This window comes from Streptomyces coeruleofuscus (genome assembly GCF_039532725.1).
In the GTDB taxonomy this organism is placed as follows: domain Bacteria; phylum Actinomycetota; class Actinomycetes; order Streptomycetales; family Streptomycetaceae; genus Streptomyces; species Streptomyces coeruleofuscus.
In genome coordinates, this window is record NZ_BAAASE010000001.1 from 380412 (window position 1) to 405733 (window position 25322).

Genomic DNA, 25322 nt, shown 5'->3' on the forward strand with positions numbered 1-25322 from the left:
GGTCCCGCGCTCGGCCTTCTCGTCCTTCGCCGCCGAGTCCTTCGCCGCCTTGTCCTTCTCCGGTCCGTCCCTCTTCGGTCCGTCCCTCTTCGGTTTGTCCTTCGCCGCCACCGGGCTCCTTCCGTTCCCCGAGCCTCATCGTGCGCCGGGGCGCCGGGTTCCGCACCCGGCGCCCGACGGGAACAGCGCCGCGCCTACCGGCGCCAGGGGCCCGTCACCGCGAACGTGGTGCCGGGCCGGTAGCAGTTGACGTACATCGTGTCGCCGTCGGGCGAGAAGGTCACCCCGGCGAACTCACCCCACTCGGGTTCCTCCGGGGTGCCGATGTTCTGCCGGTTGCGGGCCATCGCGTACACCTCGCCGCGCCGCGTCACGCCGTAGACGTGCTGGGCGCCTTCGCCGTCCTCGCAGACCATCAGACCGCCGCTGGGCGCCAGGCAGATGTTGTCCGGCGACTCTCCCGGCTTCTGGATGTCGGTGTCCGGGCCGAAGACGATCACCAGGGTCAGCCTGCGCCGGTCCGGGTCGTAGCGCCACACCTGCCCGAAGTGGTCGGCCGCCGAGCCCTCCGCACTGCGGGCGAACGACGACACGAAGTACACCGACCGGCCGCCCCAGTAGCAGCCCTCCAGCTTCTGCGCGTGCGTGATGCCCTTGGGGCCGAAGTCCTGGAGCCGGATCGGCGTCTGCGCGGCCTGCGGGTCCGGTACGTCCACCCACTCGACGCGGTCGAACTCCGCGCCGATGTCCTGGATCGAGGACAGGTCCGGCACGCCGGGCACGCGCATGGCCTGGAGCCGGCCGCCCGCGCGCAGCGAACCCCGACCGCCCAGCGGCCTGTCCGGCAGGAAACGGTAGAAGAGGCCGAAGGGCTTCTGGAAGGCGTCCTCGGTCTCGTACACCACGCCCCGATGGGGGTCGACGGCGATCGCCTCGTGCTGGAAGCGGCCCATCGCGGTCAGCGGTACGGCTCCCGTGCGGCGCGGGTCGACCGGGTCGACCTCGAAGATGAAGCCGTGGTCCTTGGCGTACCCGGCGGTGCCCGCCCTGTCCTCGGTCTCCTCGCAGGTCAGCCAGGTGCCCCACGGGGTGGGACCGCCCGCGCAGTTCACGGCCGTGCCGGCGATGGCGACGCGTTCCGACAGGACCCTGTTGCGGGAGTCCAGCGTCAGGGCCGTGCAGCCGCCCTTGCCGGCCGGGTCGTAGGTGAGGCCCTCGATCACCGGGACCGGGACCTTGCCGTCGGCGCGGTTCTCGTGGTTGCGGACCAGATGGACCCGGCCGCCTCTGCCCGCGAAGGCCGACATGCCGTCGTGATTGGAGGGGACCTCGCCCTCGCCGGAGCGGAGCGGGTCTCCCTCGCGGGAGAGGACCCGGTAGCTGAAACCTTCCGGCAGGTCGAGCAGGCCCTCCGGGTCGGAGACGAGCGGGCCGTAACCGTCGTGGCCGAGGGTCCGGGCAGCGGCGGTGCCGGCGAAGAGTTCGGACAGGGCGCCGGAGAACGCGATCCCGACGCCCAGGGCGCCCGTCCCAGCGAGCATCTGACGGCGTGTGGAGGACCGACCGGTTTTGGTCATGAAGAAACCTTCCTGCTGGCGGACAGGAACTGTGATCCCGCTGTGTCTATCACCTGGTGCGGGTCGCGGGAACCACGCGCGTAGCGCGGGTCACTTCTCGACCGCGCGCCGCAGCTCGTCGATGGCCTGTTGCGTCGTGTCGACAGGGTGTTCTGTCGTGTCGACGGCGACGGGGTGTTCCGCGGTGTCGACGGAGCGTTCCGTCGGCGCCGGAGCCTGCTGAGCCCCCTCCTGGTGGCCCCTTTCCAAGAACCGCAGGAGCTCCACGGGGATGGGCAGCACCAGCGTGGAGTTCTTCTCCGCCGCCACGGCCATCACGGTCTGGAGCAGGCGGAGCTGGAGGGCCGAGGGAGTGTCGGCCATCTGCTGGGCCGCCTGGGACAGCTTCTTGGAGGCCTGGTACTCCGCGTCGGCGTTGATCAGCCGGGCCCGCCGCTCGCGGTCGGCCTCGGCCTGGCGGGCCATGGAGCGCTTCATCGTGTCCGGCAGGGACACGTCCTTGATCTCCACGCGGTCGATGGTCACGCCCCACTCCACGGCCGGGCTGTCGATCATCAGCTCCAGGCCCTGGTTGAGCTTCTCCCGGTTGGACAGGAGGTCGTCCAGTTCGCTCTTGCCGATGATCGAGCGCAGGGAGGTCTGTGCCATCTGCGAGACGGCGAAGCGGTAGTCCTCGACGTTGACGACCGCGGCCGCCGGATCCACGACCTTGAAGTACACGACCGCGTCGACCCGCACGGTCACGTTGTCGCGGGTGATGCCCTCCTGCGCGGGCACCGGCATGGTCACGATCTGCAGGTTGACCTTACGCATTCGGTCCACCGCGGGAACGATGAGGTTGAACCCGGGCCGCCGCACCTCCCCGTGCAGCCGTCCGAGCCGGAACACGACCCCGCGCTCGTACTGCTTGACGACCCGCGCCGCCGTGGCCAGATACACCAGCCCCGCGGTCCCGGCCGCCGCCACCGCCCCGATCAGCTCTTCGACCATGCCGACCTCCCCGTCCAGAGGTCCCGTTTCGTCTGTTCCTGCAACGATATGCCCGGACTCGGGGTCGGGGCCATGCCTCGGGGCCGGGGCCTGGGGCAGGGGGACCGGGGCCGAGGGACCAGGGGGCCGGGGGGCCGTACAACGCGAAGGTCCGGGGCGCGCCTCTCAGGCGCGCCCCGGACCAGGGGGTGTCGGCGTTCCGGCTACGTCGCTACGCGACCGTGACCTTCTCGGCCTCCGGTGACAGCTCCGGCTCCGTGACCTTCACCGGCTCGGTGCCCGTCGCGCTGTGGCGCTCGGCCCAGCTCTCCAGGGCCGTGCGGCAGGCGTGGTCGAGGTGGTGCAGCCCGGACAGGTCGAGCTCGACCGGACGGTCCTGCGGCAGCGCCTCGAGGCTGTCGAGGATCTTCGGCAGCCGCAGGAAGGTCGCGTTGCCCGACAGGTACGCCTGGATCGGACCGGCGCCCTTGTCTATGACCTCCAGCTTGACGTGCGAGGCCTCCCAGGCGGTCTTGACGACCGACAGGGCCAGACCGATCAGGACGCCCTCGAACATGTTCACCGCGACGATCGACACGGCCGTGACCACGAGGATCAGCGCCTCGCCCTTGTGGGCCCGCCACAGCGCCACGACCTGGCGGAACGGGATCAGCTTCCAGCCCGCGTGCACCAGGATGCCGGCGAGGGCGGGCAGCGGGATCAGGGCCAGGGCCCACGGCATCGCGGCGGCGAACAGCAGCAGCCACACGCCGTGCAGCACACGGGACGCCTTGGTCTTCGCACCCGCGTTGACGTTGGCCGAGCTGCGGACGATCACCGCGGTCATGGGCAGCGCGCCGAGCAGACCGCACACGGTGTTGCCCGCGCCCTGGGCGATCATCTCCTTGTTGTACTGGGTGCGCGGACCGTCGTGCAGCCGGTCCACGGCCGCCGCGCTGAACAGGCTCTCCGCGGAGGCGATCAGCGCGAACGCGATGATCGTGCCCCAGATGGCCGGACCGGCCAGCTGGCTGAGGGCCTCGGTCCCGGGCGGCTGGATGACGCCGAGCAGGCCCTCCACCTCGACGGTGGCGACCGGCAGGCTGAAGGCGAGCGCGGCGACCGTGGCCAGGACCACCGCCGCGAGGGCGCCCGGCACGGACTGCACGGCCTTCGGCAGCTTCTTCCACAGCACGATGACGGCGATGGTGCCCGCGCCGATCGCGAGCGAGATCAGAGCCTCGGTGCTGCCCAGGGCGTCGGTGAACGCCCCCGGCAGCCCCGCGATCTTGCCTATGCCGGTCTCCGGGGCCTTCAGGCCCGCCGCCGCGTAGATCTGCCCGGCGATGATCACCAGGCCGATGCCGCAGAGCATGCCCTCGACGACGGAGACGGATATGGCCCTGAACCAGCGGCCGATGCCGAGGAAGCCCATGGCGAGCTGGAGCAGACCGGCCATCAGCACGATCACGCCGAGTGCGGCCACGCCGAACTCGCTGACGGCCTCGAAGACCAGCACGGTCATGCCGGCGGCGGGCCCGGACACCTGGAGGCTGCTGCCGCGCATGAGACCGGTGACGAGGCCGCCCACGATGCCGGTGATCAGGCCGAGTTCGGCCGGGACGCCGGAGGCGACGGCCACGCCGACGCAGAGCGGCACGGCGACGAGGAAGACGACGATGGAGGCGAGGAAGTCCTGCCTCAAGTAAGGGAACTTGGTCATGGCGTCCCTCACAGGGTCTCGAAGGTGTCGGTCTCCGCGTGGTGTTGCCACACGGTTCCGGTGTGCACTTCGTAGAACCAGGCGTGCAGGCCGAGTCGGCCCTCCGCCAGCCGGCGCTCGATGTACGGGTACGACCGCAGTCGCAGCACCTGGGTGAGGACGTGGTTCTGCACGGCTTCGGCGACCGTCGGGTCCGCCGGGTCCTCGCACTTGGGCTCTTCGGCGGCGTGCGCGAGCCAGTCGCGCACCGCCGGTACGGCGGCGAGGTCGTCGCCCCGTACCACCGCGCCCACGGCACCGCAGTGCGAGTGGCCGCAGACCACGATGTCCTTGACGCCGAGGACTTCCACGGCGTACTCGATGGTGGCCGCCTCGGACGTGGGGTGTTCCAAGGCGTGCGGGGGGACGATGTTGCCGGCGGTGCGCAGCTCGAAGAGCTCGCCGGGCCGGGCGCCCGTGATCAGGGCCGGTACGACCCTGGAGTCGGAGCAGGTGATGAACAGGACGTCGGGGGACTGACCCTCGGCGAGGCGGGCGAACTCCTCAGGGCGCTGTCCGAACATGCGGGCGTTGTCGATGAGGGGTTGCATGAGTGTGGTGACTCCTCCTGGCGCGCAGTGGGGGCGCGTCGGACGGGCATGACAGAGGTGGGGGACGGAACTGCTCTGTTCCTCAGCAGCGGAAGACCTGAAGTGCTGCCGGAGTGTGCGATGTCGAGGATCTCGACGTGCGTTCGTGTGCGACGCCGGGGGTGACCGGTTCCGGTGCTGTCGGCGGGATGTGCCTCAGCAGCGGCCGCTCGGTCGAGGGCGCGGGGTCGGTGCTGTGGAACCGGTCGCGGGTCCGCAGGGGGCCGGTCGGGCCCCCGTGGTGTCCGGCGCGGCAGGTCGCGATCTCGTCGCGCAGAGCCTTCCCGGAGTGCTTGGTCACGGGGCGCGAAGACTTGCCGGAGGGTTCAGTTCCGGGCTGAGCCTTGGCCTCGGCTTCACGGGGGGTGTGCGCGGATGCGAAGGATGCCGTCGGTGCGAAGAACTGGAGGGCGAGCAGGACGGCGGCGAGGATCGAAACCACGGTCCGTACCGTCGTACCTCGGTACATGCGCCCCCCTTCAGGTGATTCGCACATCTAGCGCTGACCAACACTTAGTCAATGGCTGGTCAAGAAACACGTTAACCCCGCAAAGTCATTTGCAGGGTTAACTTAACGTTTCAAGCTGAAGAGAGCCTGAAAACCGTAGGTGGCTTGGCTTGAACCAAGTCTTGCCCTACGGCAGTTGGCACGATATTGGGGTTGTGGTTACCGCGCGTTCGTCAACTTGGCCGCGTCGCGGGCCAGGGCGGTGAGCCGGGAGATGGCCCGGAAGTACTTCTTGCGGTAGCCGCCGTTCAGCATCTCGTCGCTGAAGAGCTGGTCGAAGGGCAGACCCGAGGCCAGCACGGGCACTTCACGGTCGTAGAGCCGGTCCGCGAGGACGACGAGCCGGAGTGCCGTCGACTGGTCGGGAACCGGCCGCACGCCGGTGAGGCAGACGGCCCTGATTCCGTCGGTCAGCGCGCCGTACCGACTGGGGTGGACACGGGCCAGGTGGTCCAGGAGGGGTGAGAACGCGTCGAGGGAGGCGCCCTCGGTGGCGTGCGCCGCCTTGGTCACCGCTTCGTCGGAGTACGGCGGCGGCGCCTCGGGCAGGCCGCGGTGGCGGTAGTCCTCGCCGTCGATGCGCAGGGCGCGGAAGTGGGCCGACAGGCCCTGGATCTCGCGCATGAAGTCGGCCGCGGCGAACCGGCCCTCACCGAGCTTTCCGGGCAGCGTGTTGGAGGTGGCGGCGAGCGCGACGCCCGCGTCGACGAGCTTGCCGAGCAGGGTGGAGACCAGGACGGTGTCGCCGGGGTCGTCGAGCTCGAACTCGTCGATGCACAGCAGCCGGTGGCCGGACAGTGTCTGGACGGTCTGCTGGAACCCGAGGGCGCCGACCAGGTTGGTCAGCTCCACGAACGTGCCGAACGCCTTGCGGTCGGGTTCGGCCGGGGTGGCGTGCCACAGGGACGCCAGCAGGTGGGTCTTGCCGACGCCGTAACCGCCGTCGAGGTAGACGCCGCGCGGGCCGGCCGGGACCGCCTTCCTGGGTGCCCTGCCGAATCCGAAGAGCCGCCGCTTGCCGGAGTCGCCCGCGCCTTGGCCGAGACCCGCCGCGAAGCCCTCCAGGACCCGGACGGCCTCCGTCTGGCTGGGCTGGCCGGGGTCCGGTATGTACGTGCTGAAGCGCACCGAGTCGAACCGCGGCGGCGGCACCATCTCGGCGACCAGCCGGTCCGCGGGAACGCGCGGCTCACGGGCGCACAGGGACAGCGGGGCCGGGTCGGTCACGGGGCCGGTTCCGGAGGGGGCAGGGGAGGAGGACACGGTTCACCATGCTACGGGGCGTGGAACACTGCACGGCATGCGACGTCTGTTCCCTGTGACCGATGAAACAGCAGCTCCGGACTCGGGTGGGATGCCCGGGGAGGACGTGCGTGAGGGGGCCGGGGGGGAGTGGAGCCTGGCCGAGCTCGCCGCCGCGTACGCCTATCCCGAGGTGGGGCCCGGCGGGCCGCTGCCGTGGCTGCGCGCCAACATGGTGTCCACGCTGGACGGGGCCGCCCAGCACGACGGCCGTTCGCAGCCCATCTCCAGCGCGACCGACATGCGGATCTTCGGCACGCTGCGGGCGCTGGCGGACGTCGTGGTCGTCGGCGCGCAGACGGTGCGCCAGGAGGGGTACCGGCCGGCACGCGCGCGTGCCGAGTTCGCCGGGATGAGGGAGGCGGCCGGACAGAGCCCCGCACCCGCGATCGCGGTGGTCTCCGCCAGCCTGGACCTGGACTTCTCGCTGCCGCTGTTCACCTCGCCCCTGGTGCCCACCCTCATCCTCACGGGAGCCTCGGCCGCCCCGGACCGCGTCGCCGCCGCCGGGAAGGCGGGCGCCCGGGTGGTCACCGCCGGGGACGGCATCGGCGTGGACCCCGCCCGCGCCGTCCAGGCCCTCGCCGGCCTCGGGTACACCAGACTGCTGACCGAGGGCGGCCCGCGGCTGCTCGGGCAGCTGGTGGCGGCCGGCGTGCTCGACGAGCTGTGCCTGACCGTCTCCCCGATGCTGACCGCGGGCGACGCGCAGCGCATCGCCGGGGGGCCCGCCGTCGCGGTGCCGCAGCGCTTCAGGCTGGTGTCGATGCTGGAGGAGGACGGCTTCCTGTTCACGCGGTACGGCCGGTCCTGACGTACTGAACCGCGCGGCACGGGGTACAGGTCTCGGCGGCCGGGATGCCGAACCGGTCGGTAGGCCCGGAATCGGTACGGTGGTCACCGCCGGTCCGGTAATCGGTGAAATGTGCCATTCCGTTTGCTTTCCGGAGGGCACACTGGATCCGGCAGTACCCGTGCGAACACGGGGCAGGATGGTTTCCGCAGGGCCCGGCACGGCCCACGGAGGAGTGGGGCCGCAGGCCCCCGGGAGCAGAAGGGGCGCCTGGTGTTCACAAGCGTTTTGATGATCGAGAAGGCCCTGACATCCGCCGACGTGGAGTTCGTCACGACGTTGCACGGCGAGGAGCAGGTCTCCTTCCAGGTGCTGCTCCAGCCGCGCGGCGAGCAGGCGGACCGGCTGCTGCGGGCCATCGACGACGTCGCGCTCGGCGAGCTCGACGAGGCCGTACGCGAGGGGGAGACGCCGGAGGGCGAGGAGGCGCTGAGCGTCGGGCAGCGGGCGCTGGAGGTCTCGCTCGCGGCGTTGCGGGCGTCCGGGAGCGAGGCCGGAGGACGGTTGATCGAGGATCACCCGCTGGACGCGCTGAAGTCCCTGGTGGAGCAGGTCGGGGCCGATGAGGTCATCGTGCTGACCGACCCCCATTACGTGGAGGAGTTCTTCCACCGGGACTGGGCGTCGAGGGCACGGCACAAGGTCGGCGTGCCGGTGCTGAAGCTGTTCTCGCACAGCAAGGCGTAGCCGCCCGCGGTGGCGGCATCGGTGAACGCTTCGGCATAGGCTGTGCCGCTGAACGTTCCGCACACGCACAGGGAGACACGCATGGCACCCGGCCTTCCCACCGCCATGGACCGACCGCACTTCATCGGCATCGGCGGGGCCGGGATGTCGGGGATCGCGAAGATCCTCGCGCAGCGCGGGGCCGTCGTGGCGGGCAGTGACGCCAAGGAGTCGGCGACGGCCGAGGCACTGCGGGCGCTGGGTGTGACGGTGCACATCGGGCACGCGGCCCGGCACCTGGCCGACGACGCGAGCTGTGTGGTCGTGTCCTCGGCGATCCGGCAGGACAACCCCGAGCTGGCCCGCGCGGCAGAGCTCGGCATCCCGGTCGTGCACCGCTCCGACGCCCTCGCCGCCCTGATGGAGGGCCTGCGCCCGATCGCCGTCGCCGGTACGCACGGCAAGACGACCACGACCTCCATGCTGGCCGTGTCGCTGAGCGAGCTGGGCCTGAAGCCGTCGTACGCGATCGGCGGGGACCTGGACGCGCCCGGCTCCAACGCGCTGCACGGCGAGGGCGAGATCTTCGTCGCCGAGGCGGACGAGTCGGACCGCAGCTTCCACAAGTACGCGCCCGAGGTCGCGATCGTCCTCAACGTCGAGCTCGACCACCACGCCAACTACGCGTCGATGGACGAGATCTACGAGTCGTTCGAGACGTTCGTGGACCGCGTCACCGAGGGCGGCACGCTGGTGATCACCGCCGACCACGAGGGCGCGCGGGAGCTGACGCGCCGGGTCGCGGGACGCGGTGTGCGGGTGGTGACGTACGGCGAGTCGGAGGACGCCGGCGTGCGCATCCTGTCGGTCGTGCCGCAGGGGCTGAAGAGCGAGGTCACGGTGGTGCTGGAGGGCGAGGAGCTGACCTTCACGGTCTCCGTGCCCGGCCGCCACTACGCGCACAACGCGGTGGCCGCGCTCGCGGCCGGCGTGGCGCTCGGCGTCCCCGCCGACGAGCTGGCCGCGGCGCTGGCGGCCTACACGGGCGTGAAGCGGCGGCTCCAGCTCAAGGGCGAGGCCGCGGGAGTGCAGGTCATCGACTCCTACGCGCACCACCCCACCGAGATGACCGCCGACCTGGAGGCCATGCGCGCGGCGGCGGGCGACGCCCGGATCCTGGTCGTCTTCCAGCCGCACCTGTTCTCGCGGACGCAGGAGCTGGGCAAGGAGATGGGCCAGTCCCTGGCCCTGGCGGACGCCTCGGTCGTGCTGGACATCTACCCGGCCCGTGAGGACCCGATCCCCGGCGTGACCAGCGAGCTGATCATCGAGGCGGCCCGGGCGGCGGGCGCCGACGTGACGCCGGTGCACGACAAGGCGGACGTCCCTTCCGCGGTCGCGGGAATGGCGAAGCCGGGGGATCTCGTTCTCACCATGGGAGCGGGCGACGTCACCGACCTCGGCCCGCACATCCTGGACCGTCTGTCGAACTGAGGGGCTGGAGGCTCATGCCGTACGACGTCGAGAAGCCGGACGAGCAGTGGCGCGCGGAGCTGACCCCGGGCGAGTACGCGGTCCTGCGCCAGGCGGCCACGGAGCCCGCCTTCACCGGTGAGTACACCGACACCAAGACGCGGGGCGTCTACTCCTGCCGCGCCTGCGGAGCGGAGCTGTTCACCTCGGACACGAAGTTCGAGTCCCACTGCGGCTGGCCGTCCTTCTTCGACCCGAAGGACACCGACGCGGTGGAACTGATCGAGGACCGTACCCACGGCATGGTCCGCACGGAGGTGCGCTGCGCCCGCTGCGGCTCCCACCTCGGACATGTGTTCGAGGGTGAGGGGTATCCGACCCCGACCGACCAGCGGTACTGCATCAACAGCATCGCGCTGCGGCTGACGCCGGTCGGGGGCTGAGGCCGGACCGGGACCGAGACCGTCCCGGCCGATGACACGGCACGGTCTCAGGTGCTCGGCTTTGGAGCTTCCTCCGGGCGTACGGCCCGGAGGAACTTCCGGATCTGCTCGCGCCGCTCCTCGTCGGCGAGGAGCCCGGAGTCCAGGAGACCGGTCGCGGACTCCGCGCACTCGTCGCGGATCTCCCTGAGCCGCTCGCCCATGATTGCGCGCTGCCTGCCCGTGGTGGACCGCATCGCCGTGCGGACCGCCACCGCATGCTGGTAGAGCGCGACGACGAGCTGTTCGCGGCCGTCCACGTTCTCGGGGTCGCCCGCGCACACCCCATGCAGGTCGTCGACGACCGAACGCGCGGCGCTCTCGGGGTCCTGTCCGCTTCGGTCCTTGGCCATGACCGCCTTCACGACCAGCCGGCGGCGGCTCCTGACAGTCTCGGCGTCCGTCCACCGCGCGAACGCGCCGGTGATGTCCGACGTTCCGGGAACATTCCTTCCCGAGGCGATCCAGTTGTCGTACGCCTCGATGAGAAGAGCGCGCAGCGACTCCTCGTCGGGCTCCCGGAGCAGGAGTTCCCGCACCTGCTGCACGGCCTCGGCGAACCTTTCGCGGGTGATGTCGAGCCGGACCAGCGACAGGGCGACCTGCCGTCGCCCGCGCGCACTGAACGCCTCCCGCTGGGCCTGGGCGAGCACCCGGTGGGCCTCGTCGTACCGGTCGAGGGCGCCGAGGACCACCGCCAGGGTGCGGGCGGGGCCGGTGGCTCCGGGGAGCCGTTCCACCCAGCGTTCCAGAGCGGTCACGGCAGCCGTGAGGATGCCGTGTTCCTTCTCGTCGGCGGGGCGGCCGGTCTGCCTCAACCGCTCCAGAAGCGCGAACGCCGACTCCACCGAGGGGTGGTAGAGGCTCTGCGGATCGTCCAGGAGGCCGGAGTAGCGCTCAGGGATGGTGTCGTCGTTGCGCCCCCAGGAGCGGGTCGTCCGCCGGAACCGGTCGGAGAAGTTCCGCGTCGCGTGGCCGGACGCCGCCTCCTCGGCGGCCTCGTAGATGAACTGAAGGGCGAAGTCGGCGGCATGCCGCGCGAGTTGGTTGTACTTCTCGAGGACCTGCGCGGCATCTCCCTGGACGCCCAGCTTCTGGGCGCTGATCAGCAGCCCCGGGTCCGCCGGGTCCAGGAGCAGCGAGTCGACGCGGTCGAGGCCCGCCAGGACGTCGCCCGAGTACTCGGTGAGCGGCCACTGTGCGCTCTGGCCCCGCACGGCGTTGTCGAGCCGCAGCTTCCACAGGAGACGGTCCCGCGCCCATTCCAGGTGCGCTTCGTCCTCGGCCTCGTCTCCGGCCCGCCGGGTGCGTCCCCGCGTCTGCGACGCCTCGCCGTACGCGGCGTCGATCATCTCGTCGCACAGTTTCCGGAAGACCGCTCTGACCCTGGGCGGGAGCAGCGGTACCGCCGCTTCGACGGCGGCCTTGCGACGGTCCCGGGCGGCGGCCAGGGCGGTGTCCTCGACGGAGCGGCCGACGCCGAGCAGGAGGGTCGGACGGCGCTGGGTGAGCATGTGGTTGAGCTCCTCCAGCCGCAGGTGGGCGACAGCGGCCGTGACCTTGCCGGCACTGGCCAACAGCGGCACCACCTGCGCCGTGTCCTCTTCGGTCTCCCGGTCGCCCGTGGCGCGCGGACAGAGCGCGGCCGTACCGAAGGACGCGGCCAGCACCCGATGCAGCTCGGCGCGTTCGGCGGCGCCGCGGCGCAGGTCCCCGTCGAGCACGGCCTCCAGGTACAGCGCTTCGAGGTGGCGCCGCCACGCGTGCGCGGCCTGGCCCAGGTCACCCGCGGTGGTGTGCGCCACCGCGAGGTTGCGCAGTACGGCCGGCCTCAGGGGGTCGTCGGCGAGCATGGCGTTCCAGCGCCGCCGGGCCGCCGCCGACCGGCCCAGCCGCTGGTCGGCCTCCGCCTGCTTCCCGCCGAGGTAGGTCCGCAACAGGACGACCGCGTCCCGGTGCCTCAACTCGGCCGGATAGGCCTCCAGGGTCCGCCAGGCCTCGGCGAAGTTCTCGTCGAGGGCCTGCTCGGCGACGGCGAGGGCGTGCCGCACCCGCTCGCGGGGACCTGCCAGGGCGTCCGGTGGCGGCGGTGAGGGACGCCGGGCAGGGGGCGACGCGTCGGTCGACACCGGGGCCCCGGTCGCCGCCGGGGCGTCGGGCGTCGTGTCCAGGCCGGCGAGGCGCTCCGCGAGCGCAAGGGCGGACGGCGACGGCGCGGGGGCGGTGGTCGCGAACTCCGCCTGCTTCGGCGCCAGCTGCTTGCGGACCCTCTTGTTGAGGATGTTGCGGATACCGCCCGGGCCTTCCTGGAAGCGAGTCTCGCACTCCTCCACCCGCCGGTGGAACTCCGCGAAGGACATCAGCAGGCCGGACGCCGACGCCTCGGGGGCCTTGAGCTGCTGCAACGCATCCAACCGGTCCAGCCGGACGGCTTCCAGCCGGTCGACCAGGTGGATGAGGAGCTGCTGGTCTCCCAGAACGCGGGCGTAGTCCGGTTCCTGCGCGACGGTGGCCTTGGCGAGAGCCTTGGCGTGGTCGAGGGCGTCCTGCGTGATGCCGGCCAGCCGGGTGGCCGTCTCCTCGAAGAGGGCCAGCCGGTCGTCGGGGGTGAGGGTGCCGGCGGGCTCCGTCTCCAGGGCGGACAGGCGGTTCCGCAGCTCCAGCACCTGGTCGCCCGGCGCGGGCTCGGCCGCCCCGAAATCCTTCTCCTTCGCGGCCAGCCGCTTGGCGACCCGCTTGTTCAGGATGGTCCGCAGGCTGCCCAGCGGCTCCTGGAACGAGGCCTGGCACGCGCCGATCCGCCGCTGGAACTCCTCGAAGGCCATCACCAGACCCGACGGCTCGGACTCCTGAAACCGCTGGAGCTCCTCCAGCCGGGCCTGCCGTACGGTCTCCAGGCGCTTGACGAGATCCGTCAGCACGTCCCGGTCGCCGGCGACGCGGGCGTAGCCGGCCGTGTCCGTCACCGTGGCCCCGGCCAGGCTCTTGGCATGCGCCTGGACGTCCTTCGCGAGGTCGGTCAGACCGGCGGCGGCCATTTCGAAGAAGGCCAGCCGCTCGTCGGGACCGGGCGCGTCCTGTTCGGCGGGACCGGTCGCCCGCGGAACGTCCGCCATCGGCTCGGCCGGGGCGGCCGCGAGCTGTTCCGCCGCCGAACGCAGCGCCTTCTCGTGCCGTTCGGGATCGCCGTCGGTGAACTCCCGTGCCGCCGCGTGGGCACCCAGGTCCGGGAACACCAGCGGGCGCCGGAACAGGCGCCCGCGGTGGATCAGCGCGATGAGCACGTCGGGCAGGGAGCGGTCGGCGAGGCAGGTGGCGAGCCGGTCCGGCAGCTCGTGGACGTCCGTCTCGAAGAGGTCGCACACCAGGTGCAGCATCCGTGTCGCGGGGCCGTCGTCCGGCGGGAGCCGCTTCGCCAGGCGGCGGACGGTCGTCACCGGATAGCCGTACACCATCCACTGCACGGCGAGGACGGTGAACGCGGCCGTCCGTCCCCGGCGGCGGCCGGCCAGTTCGGCGATGCTCTCCAGTTCGGCGGCGAGTACGTCCCGGGTGTGCGTGGTGGTGTTGCCGCGCAGCCTGCTGTCTGCCGTCATGTCGTGGACGCCGGTCCACCTGCACGCGCCGGGGCGGAGCAGCGGCTGGGCGGTCGGCGGCACGCCTTCCGTGCCCTTCTCGCCTGCCATGACTTCTTCGCCTTCCCCGCCTTTCCCGCCTTCCGCGCCTTCCTCCGCGTCCTCCGGGGCGAAGTCGTGGCGGCCCTCCCGGATCTTGCCCGCGATGGCCTCGGCACGCGCGCGATGGCCGCCGTCCGCGCTCTTCCCCTGGTGGTCCATCGCGCGGTACGCGAGGCTCAGATGGGCCCAGACGCGGTGGTTGCCGGGGGACAGGGCCGCCGCGGTCCTGAACCAGGGGACGGCGGCCTCCGGCAGGCCGTGACGCAGGTAGAGCAGCCCCACGTGATACGGGTGCTTGGGGTTCGTGTCGTCCAGCCGGTGGGCGCGCGTCAGCATGGTCAGCGCGGTCGCCGGGTCGGTGGCGGGATGCACGCCGATCCGGAAGCAGGCCTCGACGGCCGCGTCCAGCTGGCCCTGGGGGAGGGGCTGTCCCTGTTCCAGGTCGGACCACAGCCCGTCGGCCAGGCGGCGCAGCACCTCGGGCCGGTTCTCCAGCGCCGTACGGGATGTCACGACGGCTCCTCCAGCTCCTCGGGAGACAGGATCAGCAGCCGCTCGCCGTCCGACACCGCCGCCCGCGACCCGTCCGGGGAGACGGTCATCGGATGCCCGGCGACATAGGTGGTGCGGCCGTCGCGGACCAGGGCGTGGGAACCGTCGGGATACTCCATGACCAGCAGCCGCCCCCCGGCACCGGAACCCACCGGCCGCGCACCCGGCACCGTGCCGAATCCGACCCGTACCGCCAGCTCGGCGTCGAAGCACACGCCCTGGCCGGACGCGTCCACGATCGCCGTGAGTTCACCGCCCGGCAGGGTCCCGGTGACCGCCCTCACCGGCTGGGTGACCTTGAGCAGCCGTCCACTGGTCAGGTCCAGCCGGTACACGTGGCGCTCCCCGACGACGAGGGCGAAGTTCCGTACGCGTGTGAGGGCGAGGAGTACCGGCTCCAGCAGGTGCTCGGCGCCGGCCCGGCCGTCCGTGTAATGGGCGAGTGTGCCGTCCAGGCCGCCCACCAGCAGTCCCGAGCCGTCCGCCGCCAGCACCTGGACGCCTGCCCGGTGTTCCAGCACCGGCTCCGGATCGTCGGTGTCGAGCGACACCGACCAGACCTTCCCGCCCCACGTCCCCGCGTACAGCACGTCCCCGGCGAAGGCCAGCGCCCCCGGCACGTTGAGCCGCCCACCGTGGGACGCCGGGAGGTCCACGACCCGGGTCCGCCCGTCCGGCGCCGCCAGGACGACGCGCCCCGACCAGTCGGCGACGGCGACGCAGCTCTCCCCGCGCGCCCACAGCCGCGGCCGCTCCCTGAGTTCCGCCGTGCCGGCGGCCTCGTGCTCCGCCGTATGGACGGTCAGGGTCCGCCCGTCGCGCACGGCCAGCGCCCGGCCGTCGGGGAAGAAGACCGGGTGCCCGCGCGCCGCGAGGACGGGACGGTCGGGCTCGTCGTCCCAGGGCGGCTGTTCCTCGGGGGCCCGCACCTCGAAGGGCGGGGTCAGCACCGGCTCGCAGCCGGGGGCGGTCGCGACGAGCCGTACTTCCGGGGCGGGCGTACGGAACGCGAGGTCACCGAAGACCGCCGTGCCGCCGGCGGCCGGCGTGGAGAGCGTCCCGGTCAGTTCGGCGGTGTCCGGCTGCGCGGTCAGGGTGACCGTCGCCCCGGACGGCCACGGGGACATGCCGTCCGGTGCCGAGCCGGTCACCTTCACGGACGGCAGCGTGTGACCGGCGACCGCGCCGGTGACCGGGGTGTCGAAGCGGAGGACGGCGCCGGTCTCGGCCGGGTGCAGCCCCACCGCCTTGCACACCTCGTCGATCCAGCGCGGCCGTGTCGTGGAGATCCAGTTGATCCGGTGCACGATGTACGGCACCTTCGCCACCGCCCCCGGGTGGATGAGCAGCGGGATGAGCCGGCCGCCCTCCGGGGGGTTCAGCTTGTACGCCTCGTGCAGCTCCCACTGGCAGACGTCCTTGTCGAAGTACGTCGGCGAGTAGAGCGCCACGATGTGCCGGCTGCGGGGGAGCGCCTCCTCCAGGAAGGTCTGCCAGTCCGCGCCGAGCGGGGTGCCGCTGGTGCGGGACACGTCGAGGTAGATCCTGGGCGCCGCACCGTCGGCGGTCACGAAGCCGCTCAGCGCGTCGTACAGGTCCTTGGCCTGGATGTAGTCCTCGCGGGCGTAACTGATGAACACGTCCCAGTCGGTGCCGGACGCGGCCCCCGTGGTGTCCGTCATCGGCCCAGCACCTTCGTGATGGTGGTGATCAGCTCGTCGAGCAGTGCGGTCTCCCGGGGGTCCAGGGTCTTCTTGTGGCTCCGGCGGAGCCCGCGGGCCTCCTCGCGGATCCCGGCCAGCTTCGTGCGCGCCGTGTACGGATCCGGGGTCCGAGGGGGCTCGACCAGCTCGTTGAACCGCTTGACGAGGTCCGACACCCGCAACCCCGTCCGCACCCGGTCGAGTTCCGCTTGGCGCGCGGTGACCAGCTCCGTCAGTTTCTCGAACGGCTCCTGCCCGGCGCCCTTCCCGGCCGCCCGGCGCTTGTCCTTGATCCGCGCGGCCAGGTCGTCGAGGGACCGGGGCAGCCGGTCCGCCGCCGCGGTGCCGGTGACACCGCCCTGTACCGGGGCCATGATGGCGTCGTACCTCTCGTAGAGCTCGGCCACGACGACGGCGTCCGCGATCTCGGCGAGCCGCCGGCCGATCGCCTTCTCCAGCTCCTGCACGACCTGCCTGCCCGACTCGCTCCGCGCCGCCGCCCGTACCGCGGGCAGCCCCCGCTCCAGGACGGTCAGCCGGGTGCGCAGCCTGGCCAGGCGATCGGGCGACACACCGCCGCTCACCGACTTCATGGCGGCGAGGTACTCCTCGACCACCGGGTTGATGACCGCCGCCTCCTGCCAGCCCCTGATCGCCTCCAGCAGTTCGCCGGCCTGGGCGATGGTGGCGTCCCGCACGGCGATCTCGGCACACGCCGCCGCCCGCTCCGGATCGCGGCCCAGCCGCAACAGGCAGGCGGCGTAGAGGAAGTTGAGCCAGCGGAAGCCCGGGACCAGGGGCAGTACGAGGGACAGCACCTGCTCCGCCACGTCCACGAGGCCGGCCTGCATCAGCGCCGCGGCCTGCTGGCCGTCCGCCTCGGCGATCAGCGAGTAGAGGTCGTCGGCGCGGTCGTCGGGCAGCCGCGGCGCGGGTGGTGAGGTGTGGTTCCAGCCGGTGACGCACAGGGCGAGGTAGGCGTCGAAATCCTCGATGACGGCGTTGTGCCGCCAACGCGGATCCATGCGGGACAGCTCGACCCGCGCCAGGCGCGGGTCGTGTGCTTTGAACGCCGCGACGGCGCGAGCGGCGGCGGGGCGCACATACGGCAGGAGCAGCTTGCGCGCCAGCGCCGCGACCTGTTCCTTGTCGACCTCCGCGTCCGCGGCGCCCCGGGTGGCGGTGTCCAGGGCCCGTTCCAGGTCGCCGGCCTTGGCCTGGCCGAGGGCGACGAGACAGGACAGGGAACCTTCCTCCGGGACCAGTTCGAGGAACGCCTCCGCACGCTCCAGCGCTCCCTCGGGGTCGGAGCGGGCCGTGCGGGCGTAGGCGCCGACCTCAAGTGGGGTGACACGGCGGCGCAGTTCGCGGCGGAGCTCGAGGACCTGCTCGCGCAGGCCGTCGTCCATCGGCTCGTCGCGCAGCGGCAGCAGGATGCGCAGGGCCTCCACCTGGTCCTGCCCGTCCAGGCGGTACATGCAGAACGCGCGCAGGTAGCGGGCCTCCTGGTGCTCCGGCCTGCCGCGCAGGTATTCGGTCAGGAGCTCCAGGGCCGTGGCGTACTCACCGGCGTGGGCGTTCGCCCGGCCGTCCTCCAGCAGGTCCTCGCCGTCGTCGCCGATGACCAGCGACATCTCCTCGAGGGCACTGGCGGCGACGGGGGACAGGTCCAGCAGGCGGTCCGCGACGGGTGCGGTGTTCGCCCTGCGGGCCAGCTCGTCCAGCCGCCGGTCGTGTTCGGCGAGGTCCGCCTGGCGGCCGATCTCCGCGAACTCGAACGACGGCGTCCGCAGCGACTGGACGGGGTCGATGTCCCGGAACGAGTGGCGGCTCTCCGACGTACCGGTCACGTGTACTCCCCTCCGGGCTCGGGCGACTCCCCGAGCTCCGACACCTCGCCCGGATCGGGCACCGTGCCCAGCGCGTGTTCGGCCAGCCGTCGGCAGAGCAGGTACTCGGACTCCTGGTCGACCTTCGCCATCAGCAGCAACACCCGGGCCAGTCCGGCCTGCTCGAAGAGCTGCTTCTCGTCCGCCGCGGGCCGGCTCTCCACGGCCGGGAGCCGGTCGAGCAACGCGGCACGGTCGGTCGTGCGGCCCCGCCCGGGCAGCAGTCCGGCCAGCCGCCCGGTCGTGGGTGCGCCGGTCCGTCGCCCGGGCGCGAGCCGCCTAGGCACGATCCTGGTCATCGGTCTCCTCGGGCAGCAGGATCTCTCCGGTGGTGGTGATCAGCTTGTGCTCCGCTTCGTGCAGGACCGACGCGCCGTCGCCGTACACCCGGGAGGCGGCCTCGAGTTCCTCCAGCAGCGCCCGCAGGGCGACCTTGGCGGGGGCGTCCTCGGCGAGGTCGCGCAGTCGCGGGTACACGATCAGTTCGACACGGCGGCGCAGGGCCTCGTTGCGGCGCCGGACGTCGTCCTGCGGGGCCCGTTGCCGGGGAACGGCCCTCGTGTCGAGGTCGCCCGGGTCGCCGAACTGCCGGAACCTGTCCTTCAGCCGTCGGTAGTGGGCCCGGTCCTCGGGGGAGCGGTCCGGATCGTCGAGGAACTCGCCCACGAGGACGAGGTACCGGGAGACGGCATCGCCCTCGTCACCGAGGGCACGTTCGCGTTCCATCAGGTCCAGCACCTCGGGCAGTGTGATGCCCTTGGAGAGGTTCCTGCCCTCGTCCAGTACGTCCAGAGCCTGCCGGCGCTCGGGCTGGCTCAGGGCGAAGTAGTAGCGGACCAGGCCCTCGACCAGCGCGGCGTCGCCGAGGTCGGGGTCCGCCTCGCGCACCGCGGCCGCCCGCCGCTCCAGCTCCAGGAAGTCGGACGGGCTCGGTGCCCCGGACAGGGCGGGCCTGCCGAGCCACTCCCGCACCAGCGCGACCAGTCGCAGCACCTCGACGCCGGTGCGCAGCAGTTCCGTCGTGGGTTCGTCGGCGGGGAGCTCCGCCACCTGCCCGGACAGCCGGGCCAGCCGTTCCCCCAGCTCGGCGGGATCGCCGTCCGCCCAGTCGCAGACGAGAATCCCCAACTCGGCCTCGACCGTCGGCAGTCCCCGCTGCCCGGCACGCTCGCGCGCTCCCGTGAACGCGTCGCGGGCGTCGTCGGTGCGCCCGTCGAACACCGACTGGACGCCCTTGACGAGCTGGAGGTCGTTCACCTCGGGCGGGATCCGGTCGGTGAGTTCACCGAGCTCCCGGACCCGGTCGAAGTGGTGCAGCGCCCCCTCGGTCTCCCGCCGCCGCCAGTGCTCGACGGCCAGCTGGAGGTGGGAGACGGCGGCGATACGACGGCTCTGCGGGCGGGCGTCCAGCAGCTCCGCGTGCTCCGCGTACAGGTCGGTGACGCGGTCGTGGTTCTTCAGTTGCGCCCGCACCCACAGTTCGAGGTAGGCGGTGTCCGCCGTGCGGCCCTCGGTGGCGATCAGTTCGTCGAGGACGGTCGCGGCGGCGCCGTAGCGGGCGGGATCGTGCCGCCCCAGCATCGCCCGCGCATAGGCCTGCGCGAACCGGATCCGGTCGAGCGCCCGCCCCCTCGGCCCCGCGTTGACGGCCTGCCCGAGCAGCTGGTCGGCCCGCTCCAGCTCGTCGCGGTCGTCGCTGTCGAGCAGGACCAGTGACCGCTCGTACGGCAACCGCCAGCGGCTCGGCAGCACCAGGAGGAAGTACCCGGCGCCGGCCAGGACGGAAAGGAGCAGCAGGGGCAGGACGACCGCCAGCAGAATCGTGATCACGCCCCGGACCCCCCGCCGCGCCTGTGGTGCAGATCCCGGACGAGGTCCGCGTACCTCATGCCGTGTTCATGGATGTCGCGCTGTGCCATCTGGCCGTTCTCCCGGAGGCGCCGGAGCCCCGCCTGGACCTGGTCGGCGACCTGCTCGGCCTCGTCCAGGCGGCCCAGCAGCAGGAAGGTCTCGGCGTAGTCGAGCATGAGGTCGAGACGCCACCACATCAGCGTGGTGCCGTCGTGCAGCCACCGGTGCACGAAGGCGTTGGCCTCGGCCAGTTCGCCCTGGCCGATGAGACAGAGGGCCATCTCGTGGGCGTGGTCCCGGCGCCGGTCGGACGGCAGCCGGTCGAACGCCGTGCGGGCCGTGGTCAGGAGCCGGTGGGCGAACGAGCCGTCCGTGGCCCCGGCGAGCCGCCCCTGCACGACCGCCCACAGACCGCCGATGATCGACAGCTGTGCCGCGTACGCCTCGGGGCGCCCCGGGTCCGCCTGCACCGCGCGTTCCAGCAGGGACAGCGCCTCCAGCGGGTCGCGCAGATCCTGGTGGGCGATCTCCGCGGCGAGTATCAGCAGCGGGTAGCCCGGGCTGTCGACCAGCGCGGCGTGGGCGAGTCCGACGGCATTGCGAGGCCGGCCCGCGGTACGGAGGGAACGCACCGCGACCAGGGGGTCCATCGCGCGGCGTGCCTCGTCGAGGGCGTCGGCCAGCCGCACCGGATCGGTGCTCCCGGGGCCCGTGACGAGGGTCCGCAGCTGTTCGTGTGCCGCGCGGACCGGCTCCACGCGCCGCGTCCAGGACGGCAGCCGGCTGTCGTGCGGCCGGGGAGCGAACACCGCGGCGCAGGCCGCCCGTTGGAGGAGCCGCTCCGTGCCGGCGTCCGGCGGTGACTCGAAGCAGCGCAGCGCCGCGACGCCCAGGGCGTGCAGACCGGAGTCCCGGTCACCGGCCGGGAGACCGCGAGCCGCTTCCGGCGCGAGGTACGCGAGCCGCTCCGGCTCCGCGAAGAGCTGCCCGACGGACGGCGCTCCCCAGGCGGGCAGCGGCAGCAGCAGCGGGCCGTGTCCGCTCAGCACGATGTCGCCGGGCAGGGCGACCAGTTCGGGGCCGATCGCCGCACGCCAGGCCGGGAGCGCGCGCAGCGCCCCGGCCACGGACGCGAGCCGTGCGGCCGCCGCCCGCTCGGCGAGGGCGTCGGCGAGAGAGCGGGGCGCGTCGGTCTCGTAGCTGACGACCTGGAACCAGCGCCCGCCGAGCTGCCGTTGCTCGCCCTGCTCACCGGGCACCACGGGAACCAGCTCGGGCCGGCGCGGCCGGGTGTGCCAGGCCAGCAGTTCGGAGCGCTGGTCGCCGTCGATCTCCTCGACCGGGATCAGCCGGTACCAGCGGCGGCGGTGCGGCGCCCGGTGGAGCGTGCCCCACCAGCCGACGCCGACGTACTCGGCGTCGAGTTCCGCGGCGACGGCCGCCTGGGAGGCCTCCAGGGTCGTGGTCAAAGCTCGTCCTCGAGCACGTCGGCGAGCTCGTCCAGCGTGTCCTCGTCGGCACCGGCGCGCACAGCCTCCCAGAACGCGCCCAGGGCTGCGGTGAGAGCGGGCGGAGCCTGGCCGTCCCGTCCCGCGCGCAGGGCCTTCTTGACCATGCGGCGGTACTCGGCCGGGACGGCGGCGGGATCGATGCCGGTGGCGGGCGCGTCCACGGACGGGTCCGGGCCGCCCTGAGCGGGGACGGAGGCGGGGGTCGTGGCGGTGACCGGTCCGGGCACTGCCGTGGTGACCGGCTCGGGCACCGTGGTGGTGCCCGGTCCGGGGACCGAGGTGGCGACCGGCTCGGGCACTGTCGTGGTGACCGGGCCCGGCAGGCCGGCGGCGACCGGTCCGGGCACCGCGGCGGCCACCGGTGACGGGACCGCGAACTCCGCTGATCCGCCGTCCTGCGGTTCTCCCGCCGGTTCCGCCGTGCCGGCCGGCAGCACCGTCGCGAACAGCCGCGCCAGTGCCGCCCGCCGCTCCGCCAGCTCGTCCAGCTTGCCGATGGTGGTGCTCTGGTCGAAGGTCGCCTGGTACTCCCGCCCCGTGTTGGTGTGGGTGACCTGCACCCCGAGCAGCCCGTTCACATCGAGCCTGAACTCGACCTCGAACTCGTGGTAGCCCTGCGGGCGGCGTTCGATGTCGTCGAGGTGGATCGTGCCGATCAGGGTGTTGTTGTAGACGTACTTGTCCTCGCCCTGGTAGATGACCGCTTCGATGCGGGGGGCCTGATCGGGGTTGGTGTACGTCCGCACCTGGCGGGCCGGGATCTTGGTGCCGCGCGGGATCAGCACGCTGAGTTCGCCGTCCTGCACGCCCACGCCCAGGGTGTGCTCCGTGATCAGCGTGACGGCGTAGTCCTGGTCGTCCGCGGACCGCTCGGCGGTGGGCCGGGTCGCGAGGTCGAAGGCGGGCGAGGCCTCGAACCGGTTGGCGACGATCGCCGCGCCCCGCGCGACCAGGGTGTCGGGGTTGGCGTCGCCGCGCACGAACCCCTCGTCCCGGTCGAAGTGGTTCAGGAGCATCCGCTTGACCTGCGGGATACGCGTCGAACCGCCCACGAGCAGCACCGCGTTGACGTGCTCGGGCAGGACACCCTTGGCGCTCCGCGCGAACTTCAGCGCCTCGTCGACCTGCTTAAGGGACCGGTCGAGGATCGGCTGGATCAGTGCCTCGAAGGTGTCCCGGCTCAGCTCCAGCGCGGTGGTTCCGCCGCCGAGGTCGATGCTGGTCGTGGACCGCAGGGACAGCTCGCGCTTCGCCGCCTCCGCGGCCGCCTTGATCTGGAGCGGTTCGACGTCCTTCGGAAGGGTGTCGCCGAGCTCCCGCTTGATCCACTCCGCGACGGCGTCGTCGAAGTCGCCGCCGCCGAGCCGCTGGTCGCCTGCGGTCGCGATGACCTCGATCTCGTCCTCCCGGGTCTCGATGATCGACACGTCGAACGTGCCGCCGCCCAGGTCGAAGACCAGGTAGACCTGCCGCTCGGACTCGGCCCGGTCGACGCCGTAGGCGATGGCGGCGGCGGTGGGCTCGGGGATGAGCTGACGGGGGTAGAGGCCGGCCAGCAGCGCGGCCTCCTCGGTGGCCTTCTTCTGCCGCTCCATGAAGTAGGCGGGCACGGTGACCACCGCGTCGTGGATCTCTCCGCCCAGCGACTGTTCGGCGATCCACTTCATCTTCATCAGCACCAGGGCGCTGATCTCCTGCGGGCGCAGCCACTCGTCGCCGAGCCGGGCCCGCACCGGGTCCTCCACCTGGTAGACGCCCCGCGCGCCGAAGCGGTCGAGCAGTTTCTCGTCGAACACCGCTCCCATCTCGCGCTTGATCTCCACCAAGGTGCCCTCGGTGCCGGGCCCTTCGTTGATGGCGTCCTTGGCGTCGTGCCCGACGACCAGGACGCCGGTGGCCGGGTCGAGCCGGACGACCGAGGGCATGGCGACGGCGGCGGCCCCCTCGCGTTCGGGGTCGGCGAGGATCTTGGGCGCGTAGTCGTCGGCGTGGTAGGCGGCGACGGCCGAGTAGGTGGTGCCCAGGTCGATGCCGACGACCCGGTGCAGCTCGTCTTCCATGGGGGACCTCCGGGGTTCACTCGCCGGCGAAGCCGTCGAGCAGATGGGTGCGGGCGAAGTCGCCGGTGAAGTCGGTACGGGTGGTGTCCATGGGGTGATGGACGGACTCGCCTGCCGCTGTCAGGAAGGCCTCGATCTCCCTGCGCAGTACGGCCAGGCCGATCGCCTTCTCGTCCGCGTCGAACATCGGCTCCCAGGTCGGCACGAGGCGCAGCAGCTCAAGCGGTGGGAACCGGGCGTCGTGAGCGGCACGGGCCTCGGCGTTCTCGATACTGGCGGCGTGCGCGGCGGCGATCTCCTCGTCGCTCGCGCCCCGGGCCCTCAGCCGGGCGTCGTGGCGATTGGCCGCGGCGCGGATCTCGTCGGCCGTCGCTTCGGGCGGCGCCCCCAGGCGCGTGTACTCGGTCGTCCTGGGGACGACCACGGGTAACGCGAACAGCGCCCCGTCGGCCTCATTGGCAGCGGGCATCCCAACATCCCCCGTTCGCGAACGCCGCGCGCCGAGGAACAAGGCTGGGAGGCTCGTGCTCGACGCAGTCCTACTCGGCTCAGGACGGCCGTGTGCGGCCGTGATGTCGCGCCGATTCTAGGGGGGTTCGAGCGCAACCTGGAGGCGATCCACACCAGTTGGGGGCACTGGGAACGACATGGCCGGATTCGATTCCCCCGTGAGGCGTACCCCGGAACCGGGCTCGCCGTCGGCGAGGCGTCGACGACGAGCGCCGCCCGGCCTGTGCGAGGTGACCGGATCGTGCCAGGGTGAGCCACGATCCGCTGACGCACCGATGGGAAGAGGACCGTGACGACCCTCGCCGTGACCGGGCACATGGACCTGACCGACGACAGCGTCCCTCTGGTGCGCACCGCCCTGGACGACCTGCTCGGGCGGCGTGCCGTCGCGGACGAACTGGTCGGTGTCTCCTGCATCGCCAAAGGCGCCGACTCCCTGTTCGCCGAGGCCGTCCTCGCCGTCGGCGGACGCCTGGTCGTGGTCATCCCCTCCGGGGACTACCGCCGGATCCACGCCGAGGCCGGCCATGCGCGGCTGTTCGACCGGCTCGTCGAAGCCGCTGACGAGGTGCTCGCGCTGTCCTACGAGAGGGCCGGCCGGCAGGCGTACGACGCCGCCAACGCCGTACTGCTGGCACGCGCCGACCGGCTCGTCGCCGTATGGAACGGCGAGCCCCCGAGCGGCAGGGGCGGGGGCACCGCCGACGCGGTGCTCGCGGCCCGGGAGGCCGGCATCCCGGTGGACGTGGTGTGGCCGGAAGGAGCCAGCCGTGGGTGAGCGGCTCACCTCCTTCGTCATGCTGGTGGCATGAGCGACATCGGGGACGTGCTGTGGAACGAGGCGGTCGGGCCGTCCGGCTACACGGAGGCGGAGGACAGGTACCGGCAGGCGGTACTGGAGCAGTACAAGCTCTGTGTGGAGATGGCCGACCGGGTCAGTTCGCGGCGCGCTCTGACCAACACCTTCTTCCTGTCGCTCAACAGCGCGGTCGTGGCGGCCCTGGCGGCGGTCGCGGCCCGGGGCGTGGCCGGCCTTCCGGTCCTGCTGCTGCTGGCCGGACTGGTCATCCTGCTCGCCCAGTGCGCGGCGTGGTACGTCATGGTGCGTTCGTACCGGCAGCTCAACTTCGCCAAGTGGGCGGTGATCGGGGCCTTGGAGGAGCGGCTCCCGGCCTACGCGTACTCCCGGGCGGAGTGGAAGGCGTCCGGAGAGGGGCGTGACTGGCGCAAGTACATGCCCCTGACGCACGTCGAGCAATGGGTACCGGTCATCTTCGCCGTCTCCTACCTCGTGGGTTTCTGCGCTGTCGCCTTCCGGTGACCGACAGACGCGCGTTCGGATGCTGAATTGCTGAACCGTAGAGCCGTTGACTTACGGCTGAGTGAG

At 72.1% G+C, this 25322-nt stretch carries 20 protein-coding genes; 6 read left to right on the top strand and 14 right to left on the bottom strand.

Translation table 11 applies throughout. From position 1 onward, the window contains the following. Positions 1-194: 194 nt before the first annotated feature. From ABFX81_RS01620 to zapE, 6 genes are all read right to left on the bottom strand, one after another. Positions 195-1577, bottom strand: coding sequence for an alkaline phosphatase PhoX (locus ABFX81_RS01620; RefSeq protein WP_086853501.1), 1383 nt, complete (start codon positions 1575-1577; stop codon positions 195-197). Positions 1578-1667: 90 nt separating this feature from the next. Continuing rightward, positions 1668-2567 carry an SPFH domain-containing protein gene (locus ABFX81_RS01625; RefSeq protein WP_086853503.1) on the bottom strand — a complete coding sequence of 300 codons (900 nt, stop codon included), beginning with the start codon at positions 2565-2567 and terminating at the stop codon, positions 1668-1670. A gap of 211 nt (positions 2568-2778) precedes the next feature. Beyond that, positions 2779-4269 (bottom strand): SulP family inorganic anion transporter, encoded by a 1491-nt coding sequence (locus ABFX81_RS01630; protein ID WP_346137516.1) that lies wholly within the window; start codon positions 4267-4269, stop codon positions 2779-2781. 8 nt (positions 4270-4277) lie between these two features. Beyond that, positions 4278-4859 carry a carbonic anhydrase gene (locus ABFX81_RS01635; RefSeq protein WP_086849579.1) on the bottom strand — a complete coding sequence of 194 codons (582 nt, stop codon included), beginning with the start codon at positions 4857-4859 and terminating at the stop codon, positions 4278-4280. 82 nt (positions 4860-4941) lie between these two features. Continuing rightward, positions 4942-5367 (bottom strand): hypothetical protein, encoded by a 426-nt coding sequence (locus ABFX81_RS01640; protein ID WP_086849581.1) that lies wholly within the window; start codon positions 5365-5367, stop codon positions 4942-4944. A gap of 198 nt (positions 5368-5565) precedes the next feature. Further along, the gene (gene zapE, locus ABFX81_RS01645) at positions 5566-6669 is read right to left on the bottom strand and encodes a cell division protein ZapE (protein ID WP_346137517.1); all 1104 of its coding nucleotides are present in this window, start codon (positions 6667-6669) and stop codon (positions 5566-5568) included. 37 nt (positions 6670-6706) lie between these two features. Between zapE and ABFX81_RS01650 the strand changes: the two genes are divergently transcribed. From ABFX81_RS01650 to msrB, 4 genes are all read left to right on the top strand, one after another. After that, on the top strand, positions 6707-7522 hold the full coding sequence (locus ABFX81_RS01650; RefSeq protein ID WP_346137518.1) for a pyrimidine reductase family protein: 816 nt from the start codon (positions 6707-6709) through the stop codon (positions 7520-7522). Positions 7523-7774: 252 nt separating this feature from the next. Then, a complete protein-coding gene (locus ABFX81_RS01655; RefSeq protein WP_346137519.1) occupies positions 7775-8248 on the top strand; it encodes an indole-3-glycerol phosphate synthase in 474 nt (157 codons plus the stop codon). 81 nt (positions 8249-8329) lie between these two features. Next, positions 8330-9721: a UDP-N-acetylmuramate--L-alanine ligase gene (murC, locus tag ABFX81_RS01660; RefSeq protein WP_086850721.1), complete on the top strand. Its 1392-nt coding sequence runs from the start codon at positions 8330-8332 to the stop codon at positions 9719-9721. A gap of 14 nt (positions 9722-9735) precedes the next feature. Further along, positions 9736-10143 (top strand): peptide-methionine (R)-S-oxide reductase MsrB, encoded by a 408-nt coding sequence (gene msrB, locus ABFX81_RS01665; RefSeq protein WP_086850719.1) that lies wholly within the window; start codon positions 9736-9738, stop codon positions 10141-10143. Between the two features lie 47 nt (positions 10144-10190). On the opposite strand, the gene ABFX81_RS01670 is transcribed toward msrB, so the two are convergent. Genes ABFX81_RS01670 through ABFX81_RS01705 form a run of 8 tightly spaced genes read right to left on the bottom strand, consistent with a single transcriptional unit; the run spans position 10191 to position 23894 of the window. Beyond that, complete coding sequence (locus ABFX81_RS01670) at positions 10191-14372, bottom strand: hypothetical protein (RefSeq protein WP_346137520.1); 4182 nt, start codon at positions 14370-14372, stop codon at positions 10191-10193. After that, positions 14369-16093: a TIR domain-containing protein gene (locus ABFX81_RS01675; protein ID WP_346137521.1), complete on the bottom strand. Its 1725-nt coding sequence runs from the start codon at positions 16091-16093 to the stop codon at positions 14369-14371. Before ABFX81_RS01675 ends, ABFX81_RS01670 begins: the two co-directional genes overlap by 4 nt. Further along, a complete protein-coding gene (locus ABFX81_RS01680) occupies positions 16090-17964 on the bottom strand; it encodes a hypothetical protein (RefSeq protein ID WP_086841337.1) in 1875 nt (624 codons plus the stop codon). The genes ABFX81_RS01675 and ABFX81_RS01680 overlap by 4 nt, the downstream gene beginning before the upstream one ends. Continuing rightward, the gene (locus tag ABFX81_RS01685) at positions 17961-18302 is read right to left on the bottom strand and encodes a hypothetical protein (protein ID WP_086841338.1); all 342 of its coding nucleotides are present in this window, start codon (positions 18300-18302) and stop codon (positions 17961-17963) included. The genes ABFX81_RS01680 and ABFX81_RS01685 overlap by 4 nt, the downstream gene beginning before the upstream one ends. Further along, on the bottom strand, positions 18283-19833 hold the full coding sequence (locus tag ABFX81_RS01690) for a hypothetical protein (RefSeq protein ID WP_086841339.1): 1551 nt from the start codon (positions 19831-19833) through the stop codon (positions 18283-18285). Before ABFX81_RS01690 ends, ABFX81_RS01685 begins: the two co-directional genes overlap by 20 nt. Next, positions 19830-21323 carry a tetratricopeptide repeat protein gene (locus tag ABFX81_RS01695; protein WP_086841340.1) on the bottom strand — a complete coding sequence of 498 codons (1494 nt, stop codon included), beginning with the start codon at positions 21321-21323 and terminating at the stop codon, positions 19830-19832. The genes ABFX81_RS01690 and ABFX81_RS01695 overlap by 4 nt, the downstream gene beginning before the upstream one ends. Further along, positions 21320-23425, bottom strand: a complete 2106-nt coding sequence (locus ABFX81_RS01700) for an Hsp70 family protein (RefSeq protein ID WP_086841341.1) — start codon at positions 23423-23425, stop codon at positions 21320-21322. Before ABFX81_RS01700 ends, ABFX81_RS01695 begins: the two co-directional genes overlap by 4 nt. A 16-nt stretch (positions 23426-23441) precedes the next feature. Further along, positions 23442-23894, bottom strand: a complete 453-nt coding sequence (locus ABFX81_RS01705; RefSeq protein ID WP_086841342.1) for a hypothetical protein — start codon at positions 23892-23894, stop codon at positions 23442-23444. A gap of 330 nt (positions 23895-24224) precedes the next feature. Here ABFX81_RS01705 and ABFX81_RS01710 point away from each other — a divergent pair, with 330 nt between their 5' ends. Continuing rightward, the gene (locus ABFX81_RS01710) at positions 24225-24713 is read left to right on the top strand and encodes a hypothetical protein (RefSeq protein ID WP_086841343.1); all 489 of its coding nucleotides are present in this window, start codon (positions 24225-24227) and stop codon (positions 24711-24713) included. 30 nt (positions 24714-24743) lie between these two features. After that, complete coding sequence (locus ABFX81_RS01715) at positions 24744-25256, top strand: RipA family octameric membrane protein (protein WP_346137522.1); 513 nt, start codon at positions 24744-24746, stop codon at positions 25254-25256. The last annotated feature ends 66 nt before the right edge of the window (positions 25257-25322 follow it).